This is a genomic window from Pseudomonas frederiksbergensis (assembly GCF_900105495.1).
Classification (GTDB): domain Bacteria; phylum Pseudomonadota; class Gammaproteobacteria; order Pseudomonadales; family Pseudomonadaceae; genus Aquipseudomonas; species Aquipseudomonas frederiksbergensis.
Window position 1 is genome coordinate 5,881,568 of the sequence record NZ_FNTF01000002.1, and the last position, 22,005, is coordinate 5,903,572.

20 protein-coding genes and 1 pseudogene are annotated in these 22,005 nt (G+C 59.1%); 11 read left to right on the plus strand and 10 right to left on the minus strand.

Annotation, left to right across the window (positions count from 1 at the left end; genetic code table 11):
• Nucleotides 1–13 precede the first annotated feature (13 nt).
• Together BLW70_RS27735 and BLW70_RS27740 are read right to left on the minus strand one after the other, a co-directional pair.
• The gene (locus BLW70_RS27735) at nt 14–856 is read right to left on the minus strand and encodes a mechanosensitive ion channel family protein (RefSeq protein ID WP_074879487.1); all 843 of its coding nucleotides are present in this window, start codon (nt 854–856) and stop codon (nt 14–16) included.
• A gap of 138 nt (nt 857–994) precedes the next feature.
• Nucleotides 995–1,480, minus strand: coding sequence for a YajQ family cyclic di-GMP-binding protein (locus BLW70_RS27740; RefSeq protein WP_007906601.1), 486 nt, complete (start codon nt 1,478–1,480; stop codon nt 995–997).
• A 141-nt stretch (nt 1,481–1,621) separates the two neighbouring features.
• Here BLW70_RS27740 and BLW70_RS27745 point away from each other — a divergent pair, with 141 nt between their 5' ends.
• Genes BLW70_RS27745 through BLW70_RS27755 form a run of 3 tightly spaced genes read left to right on the plus strand, consistent with a single transcriptional unit; the run spans nt 1,622 to nt 5,205 of the window.
• Nucleotides 1,622–2,539: a putative 2-dehydropantoate 2-reductase gene (locus tag BLW70_RS27745; RefSeq protein ID WP_074879490.1), complete on the plus strand. Its 918-nt coding sequence runs from the start codon at nt 1,622–1,624 to the stop codon at nt 2,537–2,539.
• A 45-nt stretch (nt 2,540–2,584) separates the two neighbouring features.
• Nucleotides 2,585–4,621 carry a sensor histidine kinase gene (locus tag BLW70_RS27750; protein WP_074879494.1) on the plus strand — a complete coding sequence of 679 codons (2,037 nt, stop codon included), beginning with the start codon at nt 2,585–2,587 and terminating at the stop codon, nt 4,619–4,621.
• 2 nt (nt 4,622–4,623) lie between these two features.
• Complete coding sequence (locus BLW70_RS27755; protein ID WP_074879497.1) at nt 4,624–5,205, plus strand: cob(I)yrinic acid a,c-diamide adenosyltransferase; 582 nt, start codon at nt 4,624–4,626, stop codon at nt 5,203–5,205.
• 110 nt (nt 5,206–5,315) lie between these two features.
• On the opposite strand, the gene BLW70_RS27760 is transcribed toward BLW70_RS27755, so the two are convergent.
• The 4 genes from BLW70_RS27760 to secA form a co-directional block, all read right to left on the minus strand.
• Nucleotides 5,316–6,260 carry a Nudix family hydrolase gene (locus BLW70_RS27760; RefSeq protein ID WP_074879499.1) on the minus strand — a complete coding sequence of 315 codons (945 nt, stop codon included), beginning with the start codon at nt 6,258–6,260 and terminating at the stop codon, nt 5,316–5,318.
• Nucleotides 6,257–6,889 (minus strand): glutathione S-transferase family protein, encoded by a 633-nt coding sequence (locus BLW70_RS27765; RefSeq protein ID WP_074879502.1) that lies wholly within the window; start codon nt 6,887–6,889, stop codon nt 6,257–6,259. The genes BLW70_RS27760 and BLW70_RS27765 overlap by 4 nt, the downstream gene beginning before the upstream one ends.
• A gap of 175 nt (nt 6,890–7,064) precedes the next feature.
• On the minus strand, nt 7,065–8,282 hold the full coding sequence (gene argJ / locus BLW70_RS27770) for a bifunctional glutamate N-acetyltransferase/amino-acid acetyltransferase ArgJ (RefSeq protein ID WP_008147411.1): 1,218 nt from the start codon (nt 8,280–8,282) through the stop codon (nt 7,065–7,067).
• Between the two features lie 122 nt (nt 8,283–8,404).
• Nucleotides 8,405–11,140, minus strand: coding sequence for a preprotein translocase subunit SecA (gene secA, locus BLW70_RS27775; protein ID WP_074879505.1), 2,736 nt, complete (start codon nt 11,138–11,140; stop codon nt 8,405–8,407).
• 307 nt (nt 11,141–11,447) lie between these two features.
• On the opposite strand from secA, the gene BLW70_RS27780 reads away from it, so the two are divergent.
• On the plus strand, nt 11,448–11,903 hold the full coding sequence (locus BLW70_RS27780; RefSeq protein ID WP_008147416.1) for a DUF721 domain-containing protein: 456 nt from the start codon (nt 11,448–11,450) through the stop codon (nt 11,901–11,903).
• Nucleotides 11,904–12,028: 125 nt separating this feature from the next.
• Here the strand turns inward: BLW70_RS27780 and BLW70_RS27790 are convergent, their stop codons facing one another.
• On the minus strand, nt 12,029–13,516 hold the full coding sequence (locus BLW70_RS27790; RefSeq protein ID WP_074880840.1) for a helicase HerA-like domain-containing protein: 1,488 nt from the start codon (nt 13,514–13,516) through the stop codon (nt 12,029–12,031).
• Nucleotides 13,517–13,705: 189 nt separating this feature from the next.
• Between BLW70_RS27790 and BLW70_RS31620 the strand changes: the two genes are divergently transcribed.
• The 6 genes and pseudogenes from BLW70_RS31620 (at nt 13,706) to BLW70_RS27810 (ending at nt 18,669) form a co-directional block, all read left to right on the plus strand.
• A complete protein-coding gene (locus tag BLW70_RS31620) occupies nt 13,706–13,924 on the plus strand; it encodes a hypothetical protein (protein ID WP_413037957.1) in 219 nt (72 codons plus the stop codon).
• A gap of 72 nt (nt 13,925–13,996) precedes the next feature.
• Nucleotides 13,997–14,737: pseudogene (locus BLW70_RS31675) on the plus strand (HAMP domain-containing protein); the annotation flags it as partial.
• Between the two features lie 93 nt (nt 14,738–14,830).
• The gene (locus tag BLW70_RS31680; RefSeq protein WP_409077343.1) at nt 14,831–15,595 is read left to right on the plus strand and encodes a methyl-accepting chemotaxis protein; all 765 of its coding nucleotides are present in this window, start codon (nt 14,831–14,833) and stop codon (nt 15,593–15,595) included.
• 191 nt (nt 15,596–15,786) lie between these two features.
• A complete protein-coding gene (locus BLW70_RS27800) occupies nt 15,787–16,908 on the plus strand; it encodes an N-acetylglucosaminyl phosphatidylglycerol synthase (RefSeq protein ID WP_074879511.1) in 1,122 nt (373 codons plus the stop codon).
• A complete protein-coding gene (locus BLW70_RS27805) occupies nt 16,901–17,677 on the plus strand; it encodes an N-acetylglucosaminyl phosphatidylglycerol deacetylase (RefSeq protein ID WP_074879514.1) in 777 nt (258 codons plus the stop codon). Before BLW70_RS27800 ends, BLW70_RS27805 begins: the two co-directional genes overlap by 8 nt.
• The gene (locus BLW70_RS27810) at nt 17,674–18,669 is read left to right on the plus strand and encodes a glucosaminyl phosphatidylglycerol flippase (RefSeq protein ID WP_074879517.1); all 996 of its coding nucleotides are present in this window, start codon (nt 17,674–17,676) and stop codon (nt 18,667–18,669) included. Before BLW70_RS27805 ends, BLW70_RS27810 begins: the two co-directional genes overlap by 4 nt.
• Here BLW70_RS27810 and BLW70_RS30875 read toward each other — a convergent pair.
• Both BLW70_RS30875 and purU read right to left on the minus strand, forming a co-directional pair.
• Nucleotides 18,656–18,832 (minus strand): hypothetical protein, encoded by a 177-nt coding sequence (locus tag BLW70_RS30875; protein WP_162842866.1) that lies wholly within the window; start codon nt 18,830–18,832, stop codon nt 18,656–18,658. The two genes, BLW70_RS27810 and BLW70_RS30875, sit on opposite strands and share 14 nt — an antisense overlap.
• 62 nt (nt 18,833–18,894) lie before the next feature.
• The gene (gene purU, locus BLW70_RS27815; RefSeq protein WP_074879520.1) at nt 18,895–19,743 is read right to left on the minus strand and encodes a formyltetrahydrofolate deformylase; all 849 of its coding nucleotides are present in this window, start codon (nt 19,741–19,743) and stop codon (nt 18,895–18,897) included.
• A 337-nt stretch (nt 19,744–20,080) separates the two neighbouring features.
• On the opposite strand from purU, the gene mvaT reads away from it, so the two are divergent.
• Nucleotides 20,081–20,458: a histone-like nucleoid-structuring protein MvaT gene (mvaT, locus tag BLW70_RS27825; RefSeq protein WP_007933316.1), complete on the plus strand. Its 378-nt coding sequence runs from the start codon at nt 20,081–20,083 to the stop codon at nt 20,456–20,458.
• Nucleotides 20,459–20,557: 99 nt separating this feature from the next.
• Here mvaT and sbcB read toward each other — a convergent pair whose 3' ends face one another.
• On the minus strand, nt 20,558–21,988 hold the full coding sequence (gene sbcB, locus BLW70_RS27830; protein WP_074879526.1) for an exodeoxyribonuclease I: 1,431 nt from the start codon (nt 21,986–21,988) through the stop codon (nt 20,558–20,560).
• Nucleotides 21,989–22,005 lie beyond the last annotated feature (17 nt).

Genomic DNA, 22,005 nt, shown 5'->3' on the forward strand with positions numbered 1-22,005 from the left:
TTCGAAGGATCAATCACTGCACCGCTGATTCCTGAACCACCCGAATCACCCGCTGTGGAAACGGGATATCGATACCAGCTGCTTTCAAACGATCACGGGAGTGTTCGTTGAACATGAACAGCACATCCCAATAATCCGCAGTCTTCACCCACACTCGCAGGGAAACAGTAATCGAACTGTCGCCCAGGGTAGAAATCACTGCCTGAGGTTCCGGGTCAGCCAAAACACGCTCATCGTTGGCCAGGTCCAGCAAGACCTGACGGGCTTGCTGCAAGTCCGCTTGGTAATCAACGCCCACATCAAACACAATTTTACGGGTCGGTTGACGGTTGGTATTGGTGATGATGCCGTTCGACAGGTTGCCGTTCGGCATGATGATGGTTTTGTTATCGCCGGTACGCAACACAGTGTGGAAGATCTGGATGCTGTCGACAGTGCCGGCAACACCTTGGGCTTCGATCCAATCACCAATGCGGAACGGGCGGAACAACAGAATCAGCACACCACCGGCGAAGTTCGCCAGGCTGCCCTGCAAGGCCAAACCGATGGCCAGACCGGCCGCACCGATGGCGGCGACGAACGAAGTGGTTTCCACGCCGATCATCGAGGCGACGCTGACGATCAGCAGAACCTTGAGAATAATGTTCGCCAGGCTGCTGATGAAGCCTTGCAGGGCGAGGTCGGCGTTACGCAGCGCCAACAGGCCACCGAGCTTTTGCGTGACCTTGTTGATCAGCCACCAACCGATGGCCAAGGTAAGCACCGCCAGCAGCACGCGGCTGCCGTATTCCATGATCATTGGAATCCAGGCTTGAGACGCCTTGACCAGGTTGTCCACTTCAGTATTCAAATCCATCTATATTCTCCTGGGTTAAGCACAATCCCGGTGGGAGCGAGCCTGCTCGCGAAAGCGGGGTGTCATTCAACAGTGATGTCGACTGATACGCCCTTCTTCGCGAGCAAGCTCGCTCCCACAGGGTTTCCGCCTGAAAGGTCAGTCGCGGAAGTTGTTGAACTGCAGCGGCATATCGAACGTCTTGGCGCGCAGGGCCGCGATGGCTTCCTGCAAATCGTCACGTTTCTTGCCGGTAATGCGCACTTGCTCGCCTTGAATGGCAGCCTGAACCTTGAGTTTGGCGTCTTTGACATGAGCGACGATTTTCTTCGCCAGCTCTTTGTCGATGCCTTCCTTGAGGACTGCTTCCTGCTTCATCAGCTTGCCCGACGCATAGGCATCCTTGACTTCAAGGCACTGCACGTCGATTTTGCGCTTGACCAGGGCCAGCTTGAGGATCTCAATCATCGCTTCGAGCTGGAAATCGGCTTCAGCGGTCAGGTTGACGGTCAGGTCCTTTTCCTTGAACTCGAAGGTGCCTTTGCCTTTCAGGTCATAACGACGATCGAGTTCCTTGACGGCGTTCTCGACCGCGTTGGTGACTTCGTGTTTGTCCAGTTCGGATACCACGTCGAACGACGGCATGTAATCTCTCCAATAAAAGGGCATGCTCGATCACGATGGAGCACGCCTGGCTTGCGGTTAAAATCCGCGCTGATTATAACGGGTCTTTCCCATCATTCACTGCGAGCCACCCATGCGCGCGATAAACAGAGCAAAAAGCTGATGTCCACCACCTGGCATGTTCTTGGCGCCGGCAGCCTTGGCACCTTATGGGCGACTCGACTGGCGCGGGCCGACGTGCCGGTCAAGCTGATCCTGCGGGACGCTGCCCGCTTAGCGGCGTATCAGGCGGCGGGTGGGCTGACGCTGGTCGAACATGGTGAAGCGAAGTGCTATCCGGTGCCCGCCGAGACACCCGACCACCCTGAACCGATCCACCGCTTGCTGGTGGCCTGTAAAGCCTACGATGCCGAGGCAGCCGTGGCCCAACTGGCACCCCGCCTGGCCCCCGACGCCGAGCTGATCCTGTTGCAGAATGGTCTTGGCAGCCAGGACGCTGTCGCCACGCAGGTACCGCAAGCCCGCTGCATTTACGCGTCGAGCACCGAGGGTGCCTTTCGCGATGGCGACTGGCGCGTGATCTTCGCCGGCCACGGTTACACCTGGCTAGGGGATGCAGGGCATCCCGTGGCGCCGATCTGGCTGGATGACCTGAGCATCGCCGGCATTCCCCACGAATGGAGCACCGATATTCTGACCCGGCTGTGGCGAAAACTGGCGCTCAACTGTGCGATCAATCCGCTGACCGTGCTGCACGATTGCCGTAATGGCGGTTTGCAGGAACACCACTGCGAAGTCGCCACCCTTTGCGTCGAATTGACCGAGTTGCTTGAGCGGTGCGGCCAGCCAGCCGCCGCCGAAGACCTTCAACAGGAAGTCGAGCGGGTGATTCAAGCGACCGCCGCCAATTACTCTTCGATGTACCAGGACGTCGCGAACCAGCGCCGCACCGAGATCAGCTATCTATTGGGTCATGCCTGCAAAGTCGCCGCGAGACATCAGTTGAACCTGCCGCACCTCAATCAACTTGAACAAAGATTGATCACCCATCTGCACAGCCTTGGATTGCCCAGCGACTGAGCAGCGGCTACGCTGGCCACTTGTTCCTTTTCAGCGATGAACCAGATGCCATTGCGCCAGCGCCTTGAAAACCTTCCGGTCGGCCAGAAATTGCTGGCCGCCCTGCTGGTGCTGTTGACCACCGTCCTGCTGGTCGCCAACCTGACCTTTATCAGCGCTGCGTACTACATCTCCCAGGAAAGCATGGCACCTCAGGCCTTGCAGACCATCGGCCGCCTGGTGTCCAACCCCAGCCTGGTGTCCGAAGCCTTGCAGTCACCGCAAAGCGCCGAACGCCTGCTCAATGAACTCAACAGCTATTCACCGCTGCGTGCGGCGGCTCTTTACGACGGCAAGGGCGAGCGCCTGGCGCAGTTGCAGCATGGCGAGAAGCTGAACCTGCCAACGCGTTTTCGGCACATTGAAGCCTGGCAAGCCACGGAGTTTCGCAGCAATCAAATCATCACCCTGCCCCGCCCTGGCACCGCGCCTGGCCACCTGTTACTGGTCGCCAGCAGCGAACTGCCGATGGCGTTCTACACCGGGACCCTGACCGCGAGTCTCGGGATTCTGATCTTCAGTGTGCTGTTGTGGCTGGTGATTGCCCGACAAATCAAGCGCCTGATCACCCAGCCGATTCACCAACTCGAAGAGTTGTCCCGGCAAGTAACCCGGGAAGAGAACTACGCCCTGCGCGCCTCCCGCGGCAACCATGATGAAATCGGCAGCCTCGCCGAAGCGTTCAACACCATGCTCTCGCGGATCGAAGCCCGGGAGCAGCAACTCAAGCGCGCCCGGGACGATTCCCAGGCGGCCTATGATCAGGCTCAGGGCCTGGCCGAAGAAACCCGTCATACCAATCGCAAGCTGGAACTCGAAGTTCAGGTGCGCAGCAAGATCGAGAAGAAGCTCACCGGTTTCCAGAACTACCTCAACAGCATCATCGACTCCATGCCCTCGGCGCTGATCGCCCTTGATGAACAGCTCTATGTGACGCAGTGGAATCAGGAGGCCAGCGCCCTCTCCGGCACGCGCCTCGACGAGGCCTTGAACCAGCCGATCTTCCTGGCCTTCGAACCACTCAAGCCGTTTCTGCCGCAACTCAAGCAAACCGTCGAGCAGCATACGGTGGCCAAGATCGAACGTGTCACCTGGTTCAAGGACGAAGAACCCAGGCATTACGCCCTGACGTTCTACCCGCTGATGGGTGGCGCCGGGCGCGGTGTGGTGATCCGGATCGACGACATCACTCAACGTCTGTCGCTGGAAGAAATGATGGTGCAGTCGGAAAAAATGCTCTCGGTCGGCGGCCTCGCCGCGGGCATGGCTCATGAGATCAACAACCCGTTAGGCGCGATCCTGCACAACGTGCAAAACATTCGCCGACGCCTTTCGCCTGAGCTGCCGAAGAATCTCGAGCAAGCCGAGCAAATCGGGGTCACGCTGGAAACGGTCAACAAATACCTGCAAGCGCGGGAAGTGCCGCAGTTGCTCGACGGCATTCAACAGGCGGGCGCCCGGGCGGCAAAAATTGTCACGCACATGCTCAGTTTCAGCCGTCGCAGTACCCGGCAAATGGCCCCCTGCGACCTGCCGGCGTTGATCGATCAGGCAGTGGAAATCGCCAGCAACGACTTCGACCTGGCGATCGGTTTCGACTTCAAGGGCCAGGCGATCATTCGTCAGTTCGATCCAGCGTTGGGCCCGGTACCCGGGACCGCCAACGAATTGGAGCAAGTACTGCTCAACCTGTTGAAAAACGCCGCTCAGGCGATTCACCAGCGTGAAGACGACCGCGAGCCGGGACGGATCATTCTGCGTACCAAACTGAATCCACCCTGGGCGGAAATCCAGGTGGAGGACAACGGCATCGGCATGAGCGAGAGCGTGCGCAAACGCACTTTCGAACCGTTCTTCACCACCAAGGAAATCGGTCAGGGCACAGGCCTTGGCCTGTCGGTCTCGTATTTCATCATCACCAACAACCACAAAGGCCAGATGGAAGTGCAATCGACGCCGGGCCAAGGCACCTGTTTCACCTTGCGCCTGCCGTTGTCGGGCACGCCGGTGGTCTCTCAAGAACTCAATCAGCTGTCGAGGTAACCATGGGTTTTCGTTTGTCGAAGATTTACACCCGCACTGGCGACAAAGGCGAAACCGGGCTCGGCGATGGCCGCCGGGTGCCAAAGGACCATCCGCGGATCGAAGCCATTGGCGAGGTCGATACGCTGAACAGTCAGGTGGGTGTGCTATTGGCCGGGTTGGCGGCGGAAAGTGGCGAGTATCCGGGCTTGAACGAAGTCATCGAGGTTTTGGCGCCTTGCCAGCATCGGTTGTTCGACTTGGGCGGTGAGTTGGCGATGCCGGTGTATCAAGCACTGAACACGGCAGAAGTCGAACGGCTGGAAGCCGCGATCGATGTGTGGAATGAAGAGCTGGGACCGCTGGAGAATTTCATTTTGCCAGGTGGCTCGGCGCTGATTGCCCAGGCTCATGTGTGCAGATGTCTGGCGCGCAGTGCCGAGCGGCGGTGTCAGCATTTGAATGCAGTCGAACCGTTGGCCGGGGTTGGGTTGGCGTATATCAATCGATTGTCGGACTTGTTGTTTGTGGTGGCACGGTTGATTGCCAAGCGGCAGGGGATTGCCGAGATTTTGTGGCAGCCTGCGGCGAAACCCTCTAACTGATCGTTCCCACGCTCTGCGTGGGAATGCAGCAAGGGACGCTCCGCGTCCCAAGAGCGGACGCAGAGCGTCCGGGGATGCATTCCCACGCAGAGCGTGGGAACGATCGGGTGCTACGCCTCAGGCCAAAACGCCCGGATCCCCGCCGCACCTTGTGCGCCCGCTTCCCAGGCTTTCTGAAGATCCGCCGGGCCAACACCTCCGAGCAAGAACACCGGTTTGCTGAAACCTTCGATCAACGCGCGAGCCTGTTCCCAACCCAGCGGCTGAGCTCCCGGATGAGTCAGGGTCGGTTGCACCGGTGACAGGGTCACGAAATCTACCCCCATCTCCTCGGCCAACGCCAGTTCTTCAGCGTTATGGCAGGACGCCGCCAGCCAGCGCGACGCCGGTAGCGGGCGGCCAGCCGCCGCGTATTTGCGCAGCTGCGCGGAGGTGATGTGCCAACCGGCCGACGGGAAATCTCCCAGCCACTCGAACGGCCCCTTGATCATCAACTGCGCCTTGCCCGCACACAGCCCCGCCGCGTCCACCGCCAGATCACGGTACTTCGGATCGTAGCCGTTGGGTGCCCGCAACTGGATCAGCTTGATGCCGCCGGCAATGGCTTTTTGAATTCCGCGCAGCAAGGCTGGGGTTTCCAGGTCGTCCGGGGTAATCAAATACTGCGCGGGTAACCGTGCAGCCGCGACAATCGGCTGGTTGGCGGCCGGGAACTCGTAGCTCAGCAGATCCCGAGGCGCGACCCATTCCAACGGTTGGCCTTCGGCGCCGTGCGGTTCGCCGGTAAAGGCCGACACTTCCCAAACGTCCAGTAACACTTGCTTGTCCGGGTAATCGTGCCGCACCTTGATCAGCGGGCGAGCCACGTTGACCACAATGCCCAACTCTTCGTGCAGCTCGCGAGCCAGGGCGGTTTCAACGGATTCGTCGGCCTCGACCTTGCCACCGGGAAATTCCCACAAACCACCCTGATGCTGGGTGTCGGCACGGCGGGCAATGAGGATCTTGCCACTGCCATCGCGAATGACAGCGGCGGCTACGTGTACTCGCTTCACTGCCCGACCTCCTCCAGACCTGCCTTCTGCCAAGCCTTGAAGGCTGGCCATTGGCAGATGGTTTCGACGTAGGCCGCGTCCGCTGCGGGCAGCCTCACCTGATAGGTGCGCAGGCGTACGGCGATCGGTGCGAAGAAGGCATCCGCCAGGGTCGCGCCGCCAAACAGGAACGGACCGGTTTCGGTGGCGGCTGCCCGGCACTCGGCCCACAACGCCAACATGCGCTCGATGTCAGCCTGGACGTCAGCCGGTACCGGCGACAGCGCAGCGTCGTGACTCAAGTCGAATGGCATGTTGCCGCGCATGGCGAAGAAACCGCTGTGCATCTGCGCGCAGGCCGATCGCGCCTGGGCGCGGGCGGCGGTGTCTTTGGGCCAGAGGCCGGCGTCGGGGAACTGCTCTGCCAGATACTCGGCAATCGCCAGGGAGTCGGCGATGGTGCCGTGTTCGGTTTTCAGCAATGGGACTTTTGCAGTCGGCGAGTGCTTGAGCAGACGCTCACGCGTATCCGGCTGGTTCAGCTTGATCAGTTCTTCGGTGTAGGGGGCGCCGGCCAGGTCGAGGGCCAATGCGCCGCGCAGGGACCAGGAGGAATGCAGTTTGTCGCCGATGATCAGGTGCAAGCTCATGTTCGGGACCTTTTGGTGGAGGGAACAAGCCAGTCTATGCAGTGACTGACAGACCGCTTTCGCGAGCAGGCTCGCTCCCACATTTGATCCTGCTGTGCACAAAACCTGTGTCCACTGAAGATCCCCTGTGGGAGCGAGCCTGCTCGCGAATGCAGCGACTCGGTCTAACGGTTGGTTAGGTGCGGTACTCGGCGTTGATTTTCACGTATTCGTGGGACAGGTCGGTGGTCCAGATGGTTTCGCTGCAATCACCGCGACCCAGCTCGATACGGATGGTGATTTCTTCCTGCTGCATCACGGCCGCGCCCTGGGCTTCGGTGTAGGTCGATGCGCGAGCGCCACGGCTGGCGATACACACTTCACCGAGGAACACGTCGATCTTGCTCACATCCAGGTTCGGTACGCCGGCACGACCCACGGCGGCCAGAATGCGGCCCCAGTTCGGATCGGAGGCAAACAGTGCGGTCTTGATCAGCGGCGAGTGAGCCACGGTGTAACCGACGTCCAGGCATTCCTGATGATTGCCGCCTCCGTTGACTTCAACGGTGACAAACTTGGTCGCGCCTTCGCCGTCGCGAACGATGGCCTGGGCCACGTCCATGCACACTTCAAATACAGCCTGTTTCAGCTTGGCGAACAGATCACCGCTGGCCTCAGTGATTTCCGGCAGTGCTGCCTGACCGGTGGCGATCAGCATGCAGCAGTCGTTGGTCGACGTGTCACCGTCGATGGTGATGCGGTTGAACGACTTGTTGGCACCGTCCAGCAGCAGGTTTTGCAGCACGTCGCGGGAGACTTTGGCGTCGGTGGCGATGTAACCGAGCATGGTCGCCATGTTCGGGCGGATCATGCCCGCGCCTTTGCTGATACCGGTGACGGTGATGGTCACGCCGTCATGCTGGAACTGGCGGCTCGCACCTTTTGGCAAGGTGTCGGTGGTCATGATGCCGGTGGCGGCAGCTTCCCAGTTATTGACCGACAGGTCGTCGAGGGCGGCTTGCAGGGCCCCTTCGATTTTCTCGACCGGCAACGGCTCGCCGATCACACCGGTGGAGTACGGCAGCACCAGGCTGGCGTCGACGCCGGTCAGCTCAGCCAGTTTGGCGCAGGTGCGCTCGGCAGCGGCAAGGCCTGGTTCGCCAGTGCCGGCGTTGGCATTGCCGGTATTGGTCAACAGGTAACGCACCGGACCTTGCACACGCTGCTTGGCGAGGATCACGGGAGCGGCGCAAAAGGCGTTCAGGGTGAACACGCCAGCGACCGTGGAGCCTTCGGCACAGCGCATCACCACAACATCCTTGCGCCCCGGGCGCTTGATGCCAGCCGAGGCGATACCGAGTTCAAAACCGGCAACCGGGTGCAACGTTGGCAACGGACCAAGACCAACAGCCATGAATGCGCTCCTTAATAAATGATGTCAGCACCGCTTTCAGGAAGAACGGTGGTTTAAATGGCAAAACGCCGCGACGGCATAAGCCGGTCGCGGCGCGGGTATTTCAGCGTATGAAACGGGTTTTACTGGATCTGCCCGTGGCAATGCTTGAACTTCTTGCCCGAGCCGCAGTAGCAAAGTTCGTTACGGCCCAGCTTCTGTTCATTGCGTACCGGCGCGGTGGCAAGGGCGACATCGACCTCTTCACCCAGCAGCTCCGGTTGCTCAAGCCCCGGTGCTTCGTCGTGCTGGAACTGCATGCGCGCAGCCAGCGCTTCGGCTTCCTGGCGCAGGCGTTGTTCTTCTTCGATCGGATCTTCGCGGCGAACCTGAACGTGAGACAGCACACGGATCGAGTCGCGCTTGATCGAATCCAGCAGCTCGGAGAACAGCGTGAAGGACTCGCGCTTGTACTCTTGCTTCGGGTTCTTCTGTGCATAACCACGCAAGTGGATGCCGTGACGCAGGTGATCCATAGTCGACAGGTGGTCTTTCCACAGGTCGTCCAGTACGCGCAGAACGATTTGCTTCTCGAAGGTGCGCAGTGCCTCGGCACCGGCCTGGTCTTCTTTCTCGTTGTACGCGGCGATCAGCTCGGTCATGAGCTTCTCGCGCAGGGTTTCTTCGTACAGGTGATCGTCTTCGTCGAGCCATTTCTGGATCGGCAGCGCCACGCCGAAGTCGCTCTGCAACGCCGCTTCCAGACCGGCCACGTCCCACTGCTCAGGCAGCGATTGTGGTGGAATGTGTGCGCTGATAGTGGCGTTGAGCACGTCCTGACGGAAGTCGGCGATGGTTTCACCGATGTTGTCGGCGGCCAACAAACTGTTACGCATGTGATAGATCACTTTACGTTGTTCGTTGTTGACGTCGTCGAACTCGAGCAGTTGCTTGCGAATGTCGAAGTTGCGGCCTTCAACCTTGCGCTGAGCCTTCTCGATGGCGTTGGTCACCATGCGGTGCTCGATCGCCTCGCCAGGCTGCATGCCCAGGGCCTTCATGAAGTTCTTCACCCGATCAGAGGCGAAGATGCGCATCAGGCTGTCTTCCAGCGACAGGTAGAAACGGCTGGAACCGGCGTCCCCCTGACGACCGGCACGACCACGCAGCTGGTTGTCGATACGGCGCGATTCGTGACGTTCGGAAGCAATCACCTGCAAACCGCCCGACTCGAGCACTTGCTGGTGACGTTTCTGCCAGTCGGCCTTGATCTGGGCAATCTGCTCAGGGGTCGGGTTTTCCAGGCTTGCCACTTCCACTTCCCAGTTACCGCCCAACAGGATGTCGGTACCACGACCGGCCATGTTGGTGGCGATGGTCAGTGCGCCTGGGCGACCGGCCTGGGCAATGATCTCGGCTTCTTTTTCGTGGAACTTGGCGTTCAGAACCTTGTGTTCGATGCCTTCCTTCTGCAGCAACGCAGACATGTGCTCGGAAGTTTCGATGGTTGCAGTACCCACCAGCACCGGACGGCCCTGGGTCATGCATTCCTTGATGTCGTTGATGATCGCCGCGTATTTCTCTTCGGCGGTCAGGAACACCAGGTCGTTGTAGTCTTTACGCGCCAGCGGTTTGTTCGGCGGGATAACCATCACCGACAGACCGTAGATCTGGTGGAATTCGAACGCTTCGGTGTCAGCGGTACCGGTCATGCCGGACAGCTTGTTGTACAGACGGAAGTAGTTCTGGAACGTGGTCGAAGCCAGCGTCTGGCTTTCGGCCTGAATGTTCAGCCCTTCCTTCGCTTCGATGGCCTGGTGCAGGCCTTCGGACAGACGACGACCCGGCATGGTACGACCGGTGTGTTCGTCGACGAGTACGACCTGACCGTCCTGCACGATGTATTCGACGTTGCGATTGAACAGTTTGTGCGCACGCAGACCGGCATAGACGTGAGTCAGCAGACCGAGGTTGTGCGCCGAGTACAGGCTCTCGCCTTCAGCCAGCAAGCCAACGCGGGTCAGCATGTCTTCGATGAACTGGTGACCGGCTTCGTTGAGCTCGACCTGACGGGTCTTCTCGTCGACGGTGTAGTGGCCGGCCTTGGTGACTTCGCCTTCAACTTCCTCGACGTGCAACTCAAGCTGCGGGATCAGTTTGTTGATCTCGATGTACAGCTTGGAGCTGTCCTCGGCCTGACCGGAAATGATCAGCGGGGTACGGGCTTCGTCGATGAGGATGGAGTCGACTTCGTCGATCACGGCAAAATTGAGTTCGCGCTGGAATTTTTCTTCCATGCTGAACGCCATGTTGTCGCGCAGGTAGTCGAAACCGAATTCGTTGTTGGTGCCGTAGGTGATGTCGGCGGCGTAAGCAGCGCGCTTTTCTTCCGGCGGCTGGAATGGTGTGACCACGCCGACCGTCATGCCGAGGAATTCGTAGAGCGGACGCATCCAGTTGGCGTCACGACGGGCCAGGTAGTCGTTCACCGTCACAACGTGCACGCCCTTGCCGGACAGCGCGTTGAGGTAAACGCCCAGTGTTGCCACCAGGGTCTTGCCTTCACCAGTGCGCATTTCCGCGATCTGGCCTTCATGCAAGGTCATGCCGCCGATCAGCTGGACATCGAAGTGACGCATACCCATGACGCGCTTACCGGCTTCGCGGGCGACCGCAAAGGCTTCTGGCAGCAGCTTGTCGAGGGTTTCCCCTTTGGCGATGCGGGCCTTGAACTCATCTGTCTTGGCACGCAATTGATCGTCCGAAAGGGCCACCATTTGCTCTTCGAAGGCATTGACGAGTTGCACCGTCTTGAGCATGCGTTTGACTTCACGCTCGTTCTTGCTTCCAAAAAGTTTCTTTAACAAAGGCGCAAACATATCGGCAGGATCTTCCACACTAAAGGGATGGAGGGCGGCCCCGTGAGTCGCCCGAGCAGCCCTCATGGCCGCATGCGAACGAGCATTCTACCCGGAAACGGTGGTGAGGAAAGTGGCGTTGTTCCACGATGCCGGCACAGCGTTGTGACGGGGCTCACTTAAAATAAGGGCTTTTTGCTCAACTTCAAGCCATTCACGACAGAAGTTACTTGTTGATTTAATGGGTAAAGCGCTCGCAAAGCAATGGCTCGGGTGCATCCGATGCTTTCTGCTACCATGGCGGCTCTGTTACTTCAGGTGTCTGATCATGGCATTTCGCCCTCTTACGGCCAGAGCACCCGCCGTCCTGCTTCGCGAAGCCAAACCGCTGAAAGCCATCTTCGGCCACGCTCAACGCCTGGGTCATTTACAACGTCTGCTGGAAAGCCAATTGCAGCCCGCCGCCCGCGAGCATTGCCATGTGGCGTCGTGGCGCGAGGGCAGTTTGCTGCTGATCGTGACCGACGGGCATTGGGCGACTCGCCTGCGTTATCAGCAAAAGCGCCTGCAACGGCAATTACAGATGTTCGACGAATTCGCCAGTTTGACGCGGATTCTGTTCAAGGTTCAGCCGCCAACCGTTCAGCAAGGGGCGGCTGGCCATACCATCAGTTTGTCGACCGATGCAGGCGCGACCATTCAGGCCACGGCCGACGGGATCAGCGATCCGAATCTGCGGGCGGCGCTGGAACGGCTGGCGGCGCACGCCAAACCCAAGACCTGACTCCTTCTTACCGATCGTTCCCACGCTCTGCGTGGGAATGCCTCTTGTGACGCTCTGCGTCACGCTTTGGGACGCGGAGCGTCCCTGGCTGCATTCCCACGCAGAGCGTGGGAACGATCAATGAATCAGCGGCGTTTGCTGCCGCCGAGCAACGAGCCCATCAGACCGCGCACCAACTGTCGGCCCAATTGATTGGCCGCCTGGCGCATCGCTGATTTCAGTGCCTGCCCCGCCGCGGTGCCGAGGAATTCCCCGGCTCTGTCGGTGAAGCTTGGCTCTTCGGCTGCCGGTTTGCCCGGAACAGCGTCAGGTTCTGGCGCCAACCCTTTGCGCCCCATCAACACTTCATAAGCCGATTCACGATCGATGGGTTTGTCATACCGCCCCTTAAACGGCGAACCGGCGATCAGCACCGTGCGTTCAGTCTCGCTCAGCGGCCCGATCCGCGATTGCGGCGGTGCCACCAACACCCGCTGAACCATCTCCGGCGTGCCCTTGTCCTGCAACGTGCCGACCAGCGCCTCGCCAATCCCAAGCTCGGTCAGCACCGACAAGGCATCGAACGCCGGGTTCGGCCGGAAACCTTCGGCCACCGCTCGCAGGGATTTCTGTTCCTTGGCGGTGAACGCGCGCAGGCCATGCTGAACGCGCAGACCGAGCTGGGCCAGCACCTCATCCGGCAAGTCGCCCGGCGATTGCGTGACGAAATACACGCCCACGCCTTTCGAGCGTATCAGCCGCACCACCTGCTCAAGACGATCCTGCAAGGCCTTTGGCGTACCGGCGAACAACAAATGCGCCTCGTCGAAAAACAGTGCCAGCAGCGGTTTGTCCGAATCGCCGCGTTCTGGCAATTGCTCGAACAATTCGGCCAGCAGCCATAACAGGAATGTCGCGTAGACCTTCGGCGCATCATGCACCAGACGGCTGGCATCGAGCAGGTGAATGCGCCCGCGCCCCTCGGCGGTCGGCTGCAGGATGTCTTCGAGTTGCAGCCCCGGCTCACCGAACAGCGCTTCGGCGCCCTGCTGTTCCAGGGTCGCCAGGCGCCGCAACAGCGCCTGGCTGGAACCGGTGGTCATCAGCGCGGCGTCGTCACCCAGTAATTCCGGGTTGTCACGCAGGTGATTGAGCAGCGCTTTCAGGTCCTTGAGGTCCAGCAACAACAGCCCTTCACGGTCCGCCACCTTGAACGCGGCGTACAGCGCCGACTGTTGACTGTCGGTCAGCTCCAGCAGGCTGCCAATCAATAACGGCCCCATTTCGCTCAAGGTTGTGCGCAATGGATGACCGGACTGACCGTGAATGTCCCACAGGGTCACCGGATACGCTTGTGGCGTGTGGTTCAGCCAGGGCATCCCGGCGATCCGCTCGGCGATTTTGCCTTGAGGGTTGCCGGCGGCGCCCAGGCCACACAGGTCGCCCTTGATATCGGCGGCGAACACCGCCACGCCGGCATCGCTGAATGCTTCGGCCATCCGTTGCAAGGTGACCGTTTTGCCCGTCCCGGTAGCGCCCGCGATCAAGCCATGACGGTTCGCCAGACGCATGGCCTGGGCAATCGGCTCCCCGGCAAGGTCGGCACCGATAACGAGTTGTAATGAGTCAGGCATTTTGTCACCCATGGTTAATCTTTGATCCTTCGCGGCCGATAGAAATAAGCGAGAGACCCAATTGAAAGCAAGGTCCGAGATTCCCCTACGGAGAGCAGGAATTACCGACTCGCTCCATTGCGCACTCATTTTGCGCGCATTAGCAGCAACGCGCCCCGAACAATAAGACCTTAGCGGACACCCCGAGCCATGAACAAAAATCTGCGCTTCAGCCATAAAATCCTGCTGGCCGCCGCCCTCATCGTCATTGCCGCCTTCGCCTCGTTCACGCTGTACAACGACTATTTGCAGCGCAATGCGATACGCCGCGATCTGGACAACTACTTGCAGGAAATGGGCAGCGTCACTGCAAAAAACATTCAAACCTGGCTGGCCGGTCGCAGTCTGCTGATCGAAAACCTGTCGTAAACCGTTGCCTTGAACGCAGATACAGCCAATGTCTCCAACCTGCTGGAACAGAAGGCCGTGTCGTCGACCTTTATGGGCGCCTACCTGGGCAATAAAGATGGCACTTTCATCATCCGCCCGGACAGCAAGATGCCCGACGGTTATGACCCTCGTGCTCGCCCTTGGTACAAGAGCGCGCAAAGCACCAGCGGTTCTGCCCTGACCGAGCCCTACATCGACCTCGCCTCTGGCCAGCTGGTGATCTCCATCGTTGACAGCGTACTCAAGGACGGACAAAACATCGGCGTGGTGGGGGGGGACTTGAGTTTGCAGGTGATCACCGACAGCCTCAACGCACTGGACTTCGACGGCATGGGCTATGCCTTTCTGGTCAGCGCCGACGGAAAAATCCTGGTCCACCCGGACAAAGCGCTGGTGATGAAGTCCCTGAGCGAGGCGTACCCGAGAAACACCCCGCGCATCAGCAGCGACTTCAGTGAAGTCGACGTCGACGGCAAGACTCGGATCGTGACTTTTACCCCGATCAAAGGGCTGTCCTCAGTCAACTGGTACATCGGTCTGTCGGTGGACAAGGACAAAGCCTTCTCGATGCTCAGCGAGTTTCGCGCCTCGGCGGTCGTTGCGACGGTCATTGCCGTGGCCATCATCATCGCTCTGCTGGGCATGCTGATCCGCATCCTGATTCAGCCGCTGCACGTGATGACCCGCGCCATGGCGGACATTGCCGACGGCGAAGGCGACCTGACCAAACGCCTGACCATCGTGAACAACGACGAATTCGGTGTCCTCGGCACCGCGTTCAACCGCTTCGTGGAACGCATTCACGGTTCGATCCGCGAAGTGTCGTCGGCCACCGGGCAAGTCAACGAAGTGGCGCTGCGTGTAGTGGCCGCCTCGAACTCGTCGATGTTCAACTCCGACCAACAGGCTTCGCGCACCAGCAGCGTGGCCGCGGCGATCAACCAGCTCGGTGCCGCCGCTCAGGAAATCGCCCGCAACGCAGCACAAGCATCGAGTCAGGCCAGCGATGCCCGCAGCCTGGCTGAAGATGGCCAGCAAGTGGTGGATCGCAGCATTGTCGCGATGAATCAGCTGTCCAGCATGCTCAGCGCCTCGAGCACCAACATCGAATCGCTGAACAGCAAAACCGTGAACATCGGGCAGATTCTCGAAGTAATCACCAGCATCTCCCAGCAAACCAACCTGCTGGCGCTGAACGCGGCCATCGAAGCGGCGCGCGCCGGTGAAGCCGGACGTGGTTTTGCCGTGGTGGCCGATGAAGTGCGCAACCTCGCGCACCGCACTCAGGAATCGGCGCAACAGGTGCAGACCATGATCGAGGAGCTGCAAGTCGGCGCCCGCGAATCCGTCAGCACCATGAGCGACAGCCAGCGTCACAGCCAGGACAGCGTCGAAATCGCCAACCTGGCCGGCGAACGGTTGAACAGCGTGACCTTGCGTATCGGCGAAATTGACGGGATGAACCAGTCGGTGGCGACGGCGACCGAAGAGCAGACTGCCGTGGTGGAGTCGATCAATGTGGACATTACCGAGATCAACACACTGAATCAGGAAGGGGTAGAAAACCTGCAGTCGACGTTGCGGGCGTGCGCGGATCTTGAGCAGCAGGCGGCGCGGCTTAAACAATTGGTAGGCAGTTTCCGTATTTAGTGTCTGATCAGGGCCCCCTCGCGAGCAGGCTCGCTCCCACAGGTACAGCGCCAGACCCTGTGGGAGTGAGCCTGCTCGCGATAGCGGTCTGTAACACACCGCAAAACCCTCACTGACGTCCCGCCACAAAACCCCAACCGAACATCTATCCTTCATAAAGGTCAACCAAGGGAGAACAACGGACCGGAGGGATGTTCATCGTGCATATCGCTGACATAACCATGTTCTACGCCCCTGCCAGCGGTGGCGTGCGCACTTATCTGGATGCAAAACACCGTCGCCTGAGCATCAAGCCAGGCATTCGCCACAGTCTGTTGATTCCTGGGGCTCACTTGAGCGAACAGGATGGCATTTATACGGTTCCGGCCCCTGCACTGCCCTTCGGCAAAGGTTATCGTTTCCCCCTCCGTCTCGCGCCATGGCGCAATGTTCTGCAGGATTTACAGCCCGACCTGATCGAGGTCGGCGACCCCTACCTCACCGCCTGGGCGGCCCTTGACGCCCGGCGGCAACTGGATGTCCCGGTGATCGGCTTTTACCATTCGGACCTGCCGATGCTGGTCAGCAATCGCATGGGCAATTGGGTCACCACCAACGTTGAAGCCTATGTCAGCAAGCTCTATGGCAATTTCGATCGGGTTTTGGCACCCAGTCAGGTCATGGCCGACAAACTGGTCGGGCTAGGGGTGAAGAACGTTTTCGTGCAACCGTTGGGCGTCGACCTGCAAACCTTCAATCCCGCTGCACGAGACCCGGGCCTACGGGCCAAACTGGGCATTGATGAGAACACTCATTTACTGATTTTCGCCGGGCGCGGCTCCAAGGAAAAAAACCTGCCGGTGCTGCTCGACTGCATGAAACGCCTGGGCCGACGCTATCACCTGCTGTTGGTGGGTTCGTCGATGCCGGCCGCAGTGCCCGACAACGTCACTGTGGTCGACAAGTTCTGCCCAGCCGCACAAGTGGCGCGGTTGATGGCCAGTGCCGATGCGCTGTTGCATGCCGGCGATCAGGAAACATTCGGCCTGGTGGTTCTAGAAGCCATGGCCAGTGGCATTCCGGTGGTGGCCGTGGCGGCCGGGGCCTTTCAGGAAATCATCACCGATCAATGCGGCCTGCTCTGCCCGCCGAACAATCCATTGGCGATGGCCAACACGGTCCGCGAGCTGTTCAGTTCGGGCAGCGTGGTTTTGGGCAAACAGGCCCGCAGCCATGTCGAACGGCATTACTCTTGGGACACGGTGGTCACCAGCTTGCTCGGCCACTATCACGCCGTGCTCGGTAGCCACTGGCCGCTGACGGCCAATGGTTGATCCCATGAACCCGCCCAGCCTGTTACTCATACTGCATGATGTCGCACCGCAAACCTGGGGCGACTATCAACCCTTTGTCGAGGCCGTCGACGCCTTGGGCGAAGTGCCGATGACCTGGCTGGTGGTGCCCAATTTCCACAAGCACAACGATCTGCAGGAGCACCCAGGATTTCGACGTGTGCTCACCCGCCGTCTCACCCGAGGTGACGAACTGGCCTTGCACGGTTACTTTCATTGCGATGACGCGCCTACTCCCATTACACCAAGAGACTGGTTCATGCGCCGGATCTATACCCACGAAGGCGAGTTTTACAGCCTGTCTCAAGAAACCGCCCTCGCCCGCCTGCACGCCGGTATCGAAGTGTTCCACCGTTATCACTGGCCGCTGGAAGGCTTCGTCGCCCCGGCCTGGTTGATGAGCGAAGGGACGCGCCAGGCTTTGCGCCAGTTACCCCTGAGTTACACCAGCGACTCGCAGCATCTCTATCGCCTGCCGGATTTCACCGCGTTCGACGCGCCGGGGCTGGTCTGGAGCGCCCGCAGCGCCTGGCGCCGAGGGCTGTCGAAGTTCGTCAGCGATCAACGCGAACAACGCTGGCAACAAGCACCGGTGATTCGTCTTGGCCTGCACCCGGTGGATATGCGTCATGAGTTCTCGCGCACGTACTGGCTGCAAACCCTCAAGCGCTTGCTCGACGAGGGGCGTGTGCCGTTGACCAAGTCACGCTGGCTGGCACTGCAAAGCGAGCGTATGGGGCGCGCCGCATGAGTCGCGGGATTCTGCTGCTCGTCGCACTGCTCGCTGCGGTGCTGATTCCATCGCTGCTGGGCGGTAACGAAACCTGGTATCGGCTGCGAAGCTTTCCGCTGACCTGGTTACTGATCATGTTCGGCATGATCCTGCTGTGTTGGGTGCTGAACACGATGCGCTTGCGCCTGTTGCTAGGCGATCAGCGCGACAAGGTGAGCCCGCTGAAAAGCCTCGGGGTAGTGATGGCCGCCGAGTTCGCTTACTGCGCCACACCGGGCGGCAGCGGCGGGCCGCTGACCATCATGGCGCTGCTCGCGCGCAATGGCGTGCGTCCGGCCAGGGGCAGCGCTGTGTTTGCCATGGATCAACTGAGCGATTTGCTGTTTTTTCTCTGCGCGCTGAGCGGGATCCTGATTTACGCGTTGTTCCAGCACCTCAGCCAACGCATGGAATGGCTGCTGACCGTCAGCGCCATTTCGATGTTCGGCGGGTTGTTCAGTTGCGTGGTGGTCGCCCGCTACCATCGCGTGCTGATTCGTTTGAGCGGCCGATTGCTCGCTCGCCTGAATGTCAAAACCACCACCCGTGTGCGCTGGGCGCGAAAACTCCTGCATTTCCTCGCGGCGTTCACGGACACCTTGAAGCTGCCTTTTCAGACATTAATCACGGTGTTTGCCCTGACATGCCTGCATTGGGGCTTGCGCTATAGCGTGCTGTATCTGGCGTTACGTGGGCTTGGGGCGGATTTGCAGTGGGCCTGGAGCTTTCTGATCCAGATGCTTTCGCTGAGCGCGGGGCAGTTCAGCCTGTTGCCGGGCGGTGCCGGGGCGGCGGAACTGACGTCGGCGGCGCTGCTGGCGCCAATGGTAGGAAAATCCACCGCGGCGGCGGCGATCCTGATCTGGCGGGCGGTGACTTATTACTTCTATTTGCTGGTGGGCGGCCCGGTGTTTTTGCTGATGCTCGGGCGGCCGTTGCTGAAGAAGTTGATGAAGTTCAAGCAGGCTTAGTGTTGTCGTCGGGGTCGTTCTGCAACTGTTCCCACAACTCGGCGGCACCGGGAAACTCCGTGCCGTCTTCAGGGTTCATGTCATCCGGGTCGTAACGGCTCAAACACCCCTCGCCCAATGTGGCGGGAGCCTTGGATGTGGCTTTGTCCAGTGGATCGGCCATGGTCAGTTCTCGTTCTGTAGATCGTTCCCATGCTCTGCGTGGGAACGATCAGCAGCAAGTTATCAGAACACCACGGTTTTGTTGCCGTGCACCAGCACCCGGTCTTCCAGGTGATAGCGCAGGCCACGGGCCAGTACCATCTTTTCGACGTCCCGACCGAAACGCACCATATCGTCGATGCTGTCACTGTGGCTGACGCGAACGACGTCCTGTTCGATGATCGGACCGGCATCCAGCTCTTCGGTCACGTAGTGGCAAGTCGCGCCAATCAACTTCACACCACGCATCGATGCCTGGTGATACGGCTTGGCGCCGACGAACGATGGCAGGAAGCTGTGGTGAATGTTGATGACCTTGTGGGCATATTCGCTGCACAACTCGGGCGGCAGGATTTGCATGTAGCGGGCAAGTACGACCACTTCAGCATCGTGCTGTTTGACCAGGCGCGAGACTTCGGCGAAGGCCGGCTCTTTATCCTGCGGATTGACCGGTACGTGGTAATACGGAATCCCGTGCCACTCGACCATGCTGCGCAAGTCGTCATGGTTGGAAATCACGCAGGAAATTTCGCAATCCAGTTCATCACTGTGCCAGCGGTGCAACAAGTCGGCGAGGCAGTGAGACTCGCGACTGGCCATCAGAACCACGCGCTTTTTCTGCTCGGTATCCGTGATGCGCCAGTTCATCGAGAACTCTTCGGCAATCGGTGCAAACGCCTCGCGAAAGGCATCGATACCGAAGGGCAGCGAATCGGCACGAATTTCGTGACGCATGAAGAACCAGCCACTGAGATTATCCGAGTGATGGCTCGCTTCAGTGATCCAGCCGTTATGTGACGCCAGAAAGTTACTGACTTTAGCAACGATACCGACGCGGTCCGGGCAAGCAATCACCAGCCGAAAAGTGCGCATGAGGGTAAAACTCCAGAACTTCGCAAAGGCGGCCATTCTAGCGATTGCGCAACAAAACTGCAGTATTGATGACGCGTGGCCCGACACAAAGGCAAGCGGCAGAGGTTCTCGCAGCACCTGCAACCCGCGCGATGGTGTCCCTGTTGCCATTCTTCAAGTGCACAATTGTGAATATTCGTGATGACTGCATCACACTTTTAACTGCACCGGCAATTTATGCCTATTCATCGTAACTAATTTAAATAAAACCCCGGTTAAATGTTTACTTGGTGAAACACCCTGACTATTATTGCCGCACTGTCACCTGCCATCCAGCGCCCTACATAAGGTAGTCCTCATGTCCTTGATCAACGAATATCGCGCCACCGAAGAAGCTATCAAAGAGCTGCAAGCCCGTTTGAAGAATCTGTCCCAAGACGACAAACTGCAAACCGAGCTGGAATTCGAAGGCAAACTGCGCACCCTGATGGGCGAATACTCCAAGTCTCTGCGTGACATCATTGCGCTGTTGGATCCTGAGTCCAAAACCAAAGCACCACGTGGCGGCGCAGTAAAAACTACTGGCACCAAGCGTGCTCGCAAAGTTAAACAATACAAAAACCCGCACAACGGCGAAGTCATCGAAACCAAAGGTGGCAACCACAAGACTCTGAAAGAGTGGAAAGCCAAGTGGGGCGGTGACGTGGTTGAAGGCTGGGCTACCCTGCTGGGCTAAGCCGTAGCGCTTGTCGCGGACTTACCCGCGACAAAAAAGAACGCCAGCATCTGCTGGCGTTTTTTTATGCCCGGTATTCAGCTCCGAACATTTTCGATTTCAAAGATTCAAACGTTTGCGTAATCCTTCGACATAATTCTGCCATTCATTCAGCACCTCTCGCTGAAACGATGTAGCCGTATTACTCCATTGGGCTGCGGCTTCTGCAAAAGTTTCCAACGTATTTGGCGCCCCCCACTCGGGTGCTGACAAACGTTGCTGACAGAATATTCGCCAGCGTTCTTGCTCTTCGAAATTCAACGTATCGGGGAAGTTGCGTGCGCGATATCGAAACAATAATTCGGGCAATCGCTCATCATCGAAGGGCCATTGTTGTTGCGCTAATTGAGCAGGGTCGGCAGACCTGACTTGCTCACAAAGACGCCGATCCCGATCACCGATAAAACCATCGTACAACTGTTGCTCCGGGTCTTGGCTCGGGGTGAACGCTTCGCTGGCATAAATCGCCTGCACTTTATCTCGCCAAATTGTTTGTGCGTCACTTAGCCGCAGCGCGCGCTCTTGGTAGAGCGACATATCCAGCTCCAAACGTTGCTGATCTTCAGAGCGAAGTACCGCCAACGGCGCCACCACCGGACATTTATTGATGTGGATAAGTTTGAGCGGCACCGGCAACTCGCCCTCGGCCAAGTCATCGCGGCGGGTATACAGCCGTTGACGCAAAGTGTCGGCATCCAGATCGAGCAAGCCCTGAGGATCCAGGTGCAGATCACAGACAATCAAGGCGTTCTTGTTGCGCGGGTGCCAGGCCAAAGGCAACACCACACCGACATAATTACGCGCCGCCGAAAAGCGTCCGGAGATGTGCACCATCGGCTGCAACAGACGAATCTGATCCATCACCTTTTGTTTACCGCGCAACTGAAATAACCAGTCATATAACTTTGGCTGTTTTTCCCGGATCAGACGCGCCAGGGCGATAGTGGCGCGAACGTCCGACAGCGCTTCGTGAGCATTTCCGTGATCAATGCCATTGGCAGCAGTCAGGCGTTCGAGCTTGAGCGTTATCCGCCCCTCGTCGTCCGTCGGCCAAACGATGCCGTCAGGGCGCAAGGCATAGGCTGCACGCACCACATCGATCAGGTCCCAGCGACTATTACCGCCCTGCCATTCGCGCGCGTAAGGGTCGAAAAAATTTCGGTAAAGACTGTAACGGGTCATCTCGTCATCGAAACGCAGCGTGTTGTACCCCGCCCCGCACGTGCCGGGCGCCGCGAGTTGGGCATGCACCCGGGTCATGAAATCGGCTTCGCTCAAGCCTTGCTCGGCCAGTCGGCCGGGGGTGATACCGGTGATCGCACAGGCCGCCGGATGGGGCAGGATGTCTTCACTGGGCTGGCAGTAAAGGTTGACCGGCTCGTCTATTTCATTGAGATCGAAGTCAGTGCGAATCCCCGCCATCTGGAGCGGGCGGTCGCAACGGGGGTTGATGCCAGTGGTTTCATAGTCGTACCAGAAGATAGAGGTCACGGGCTATTCCTGAACTG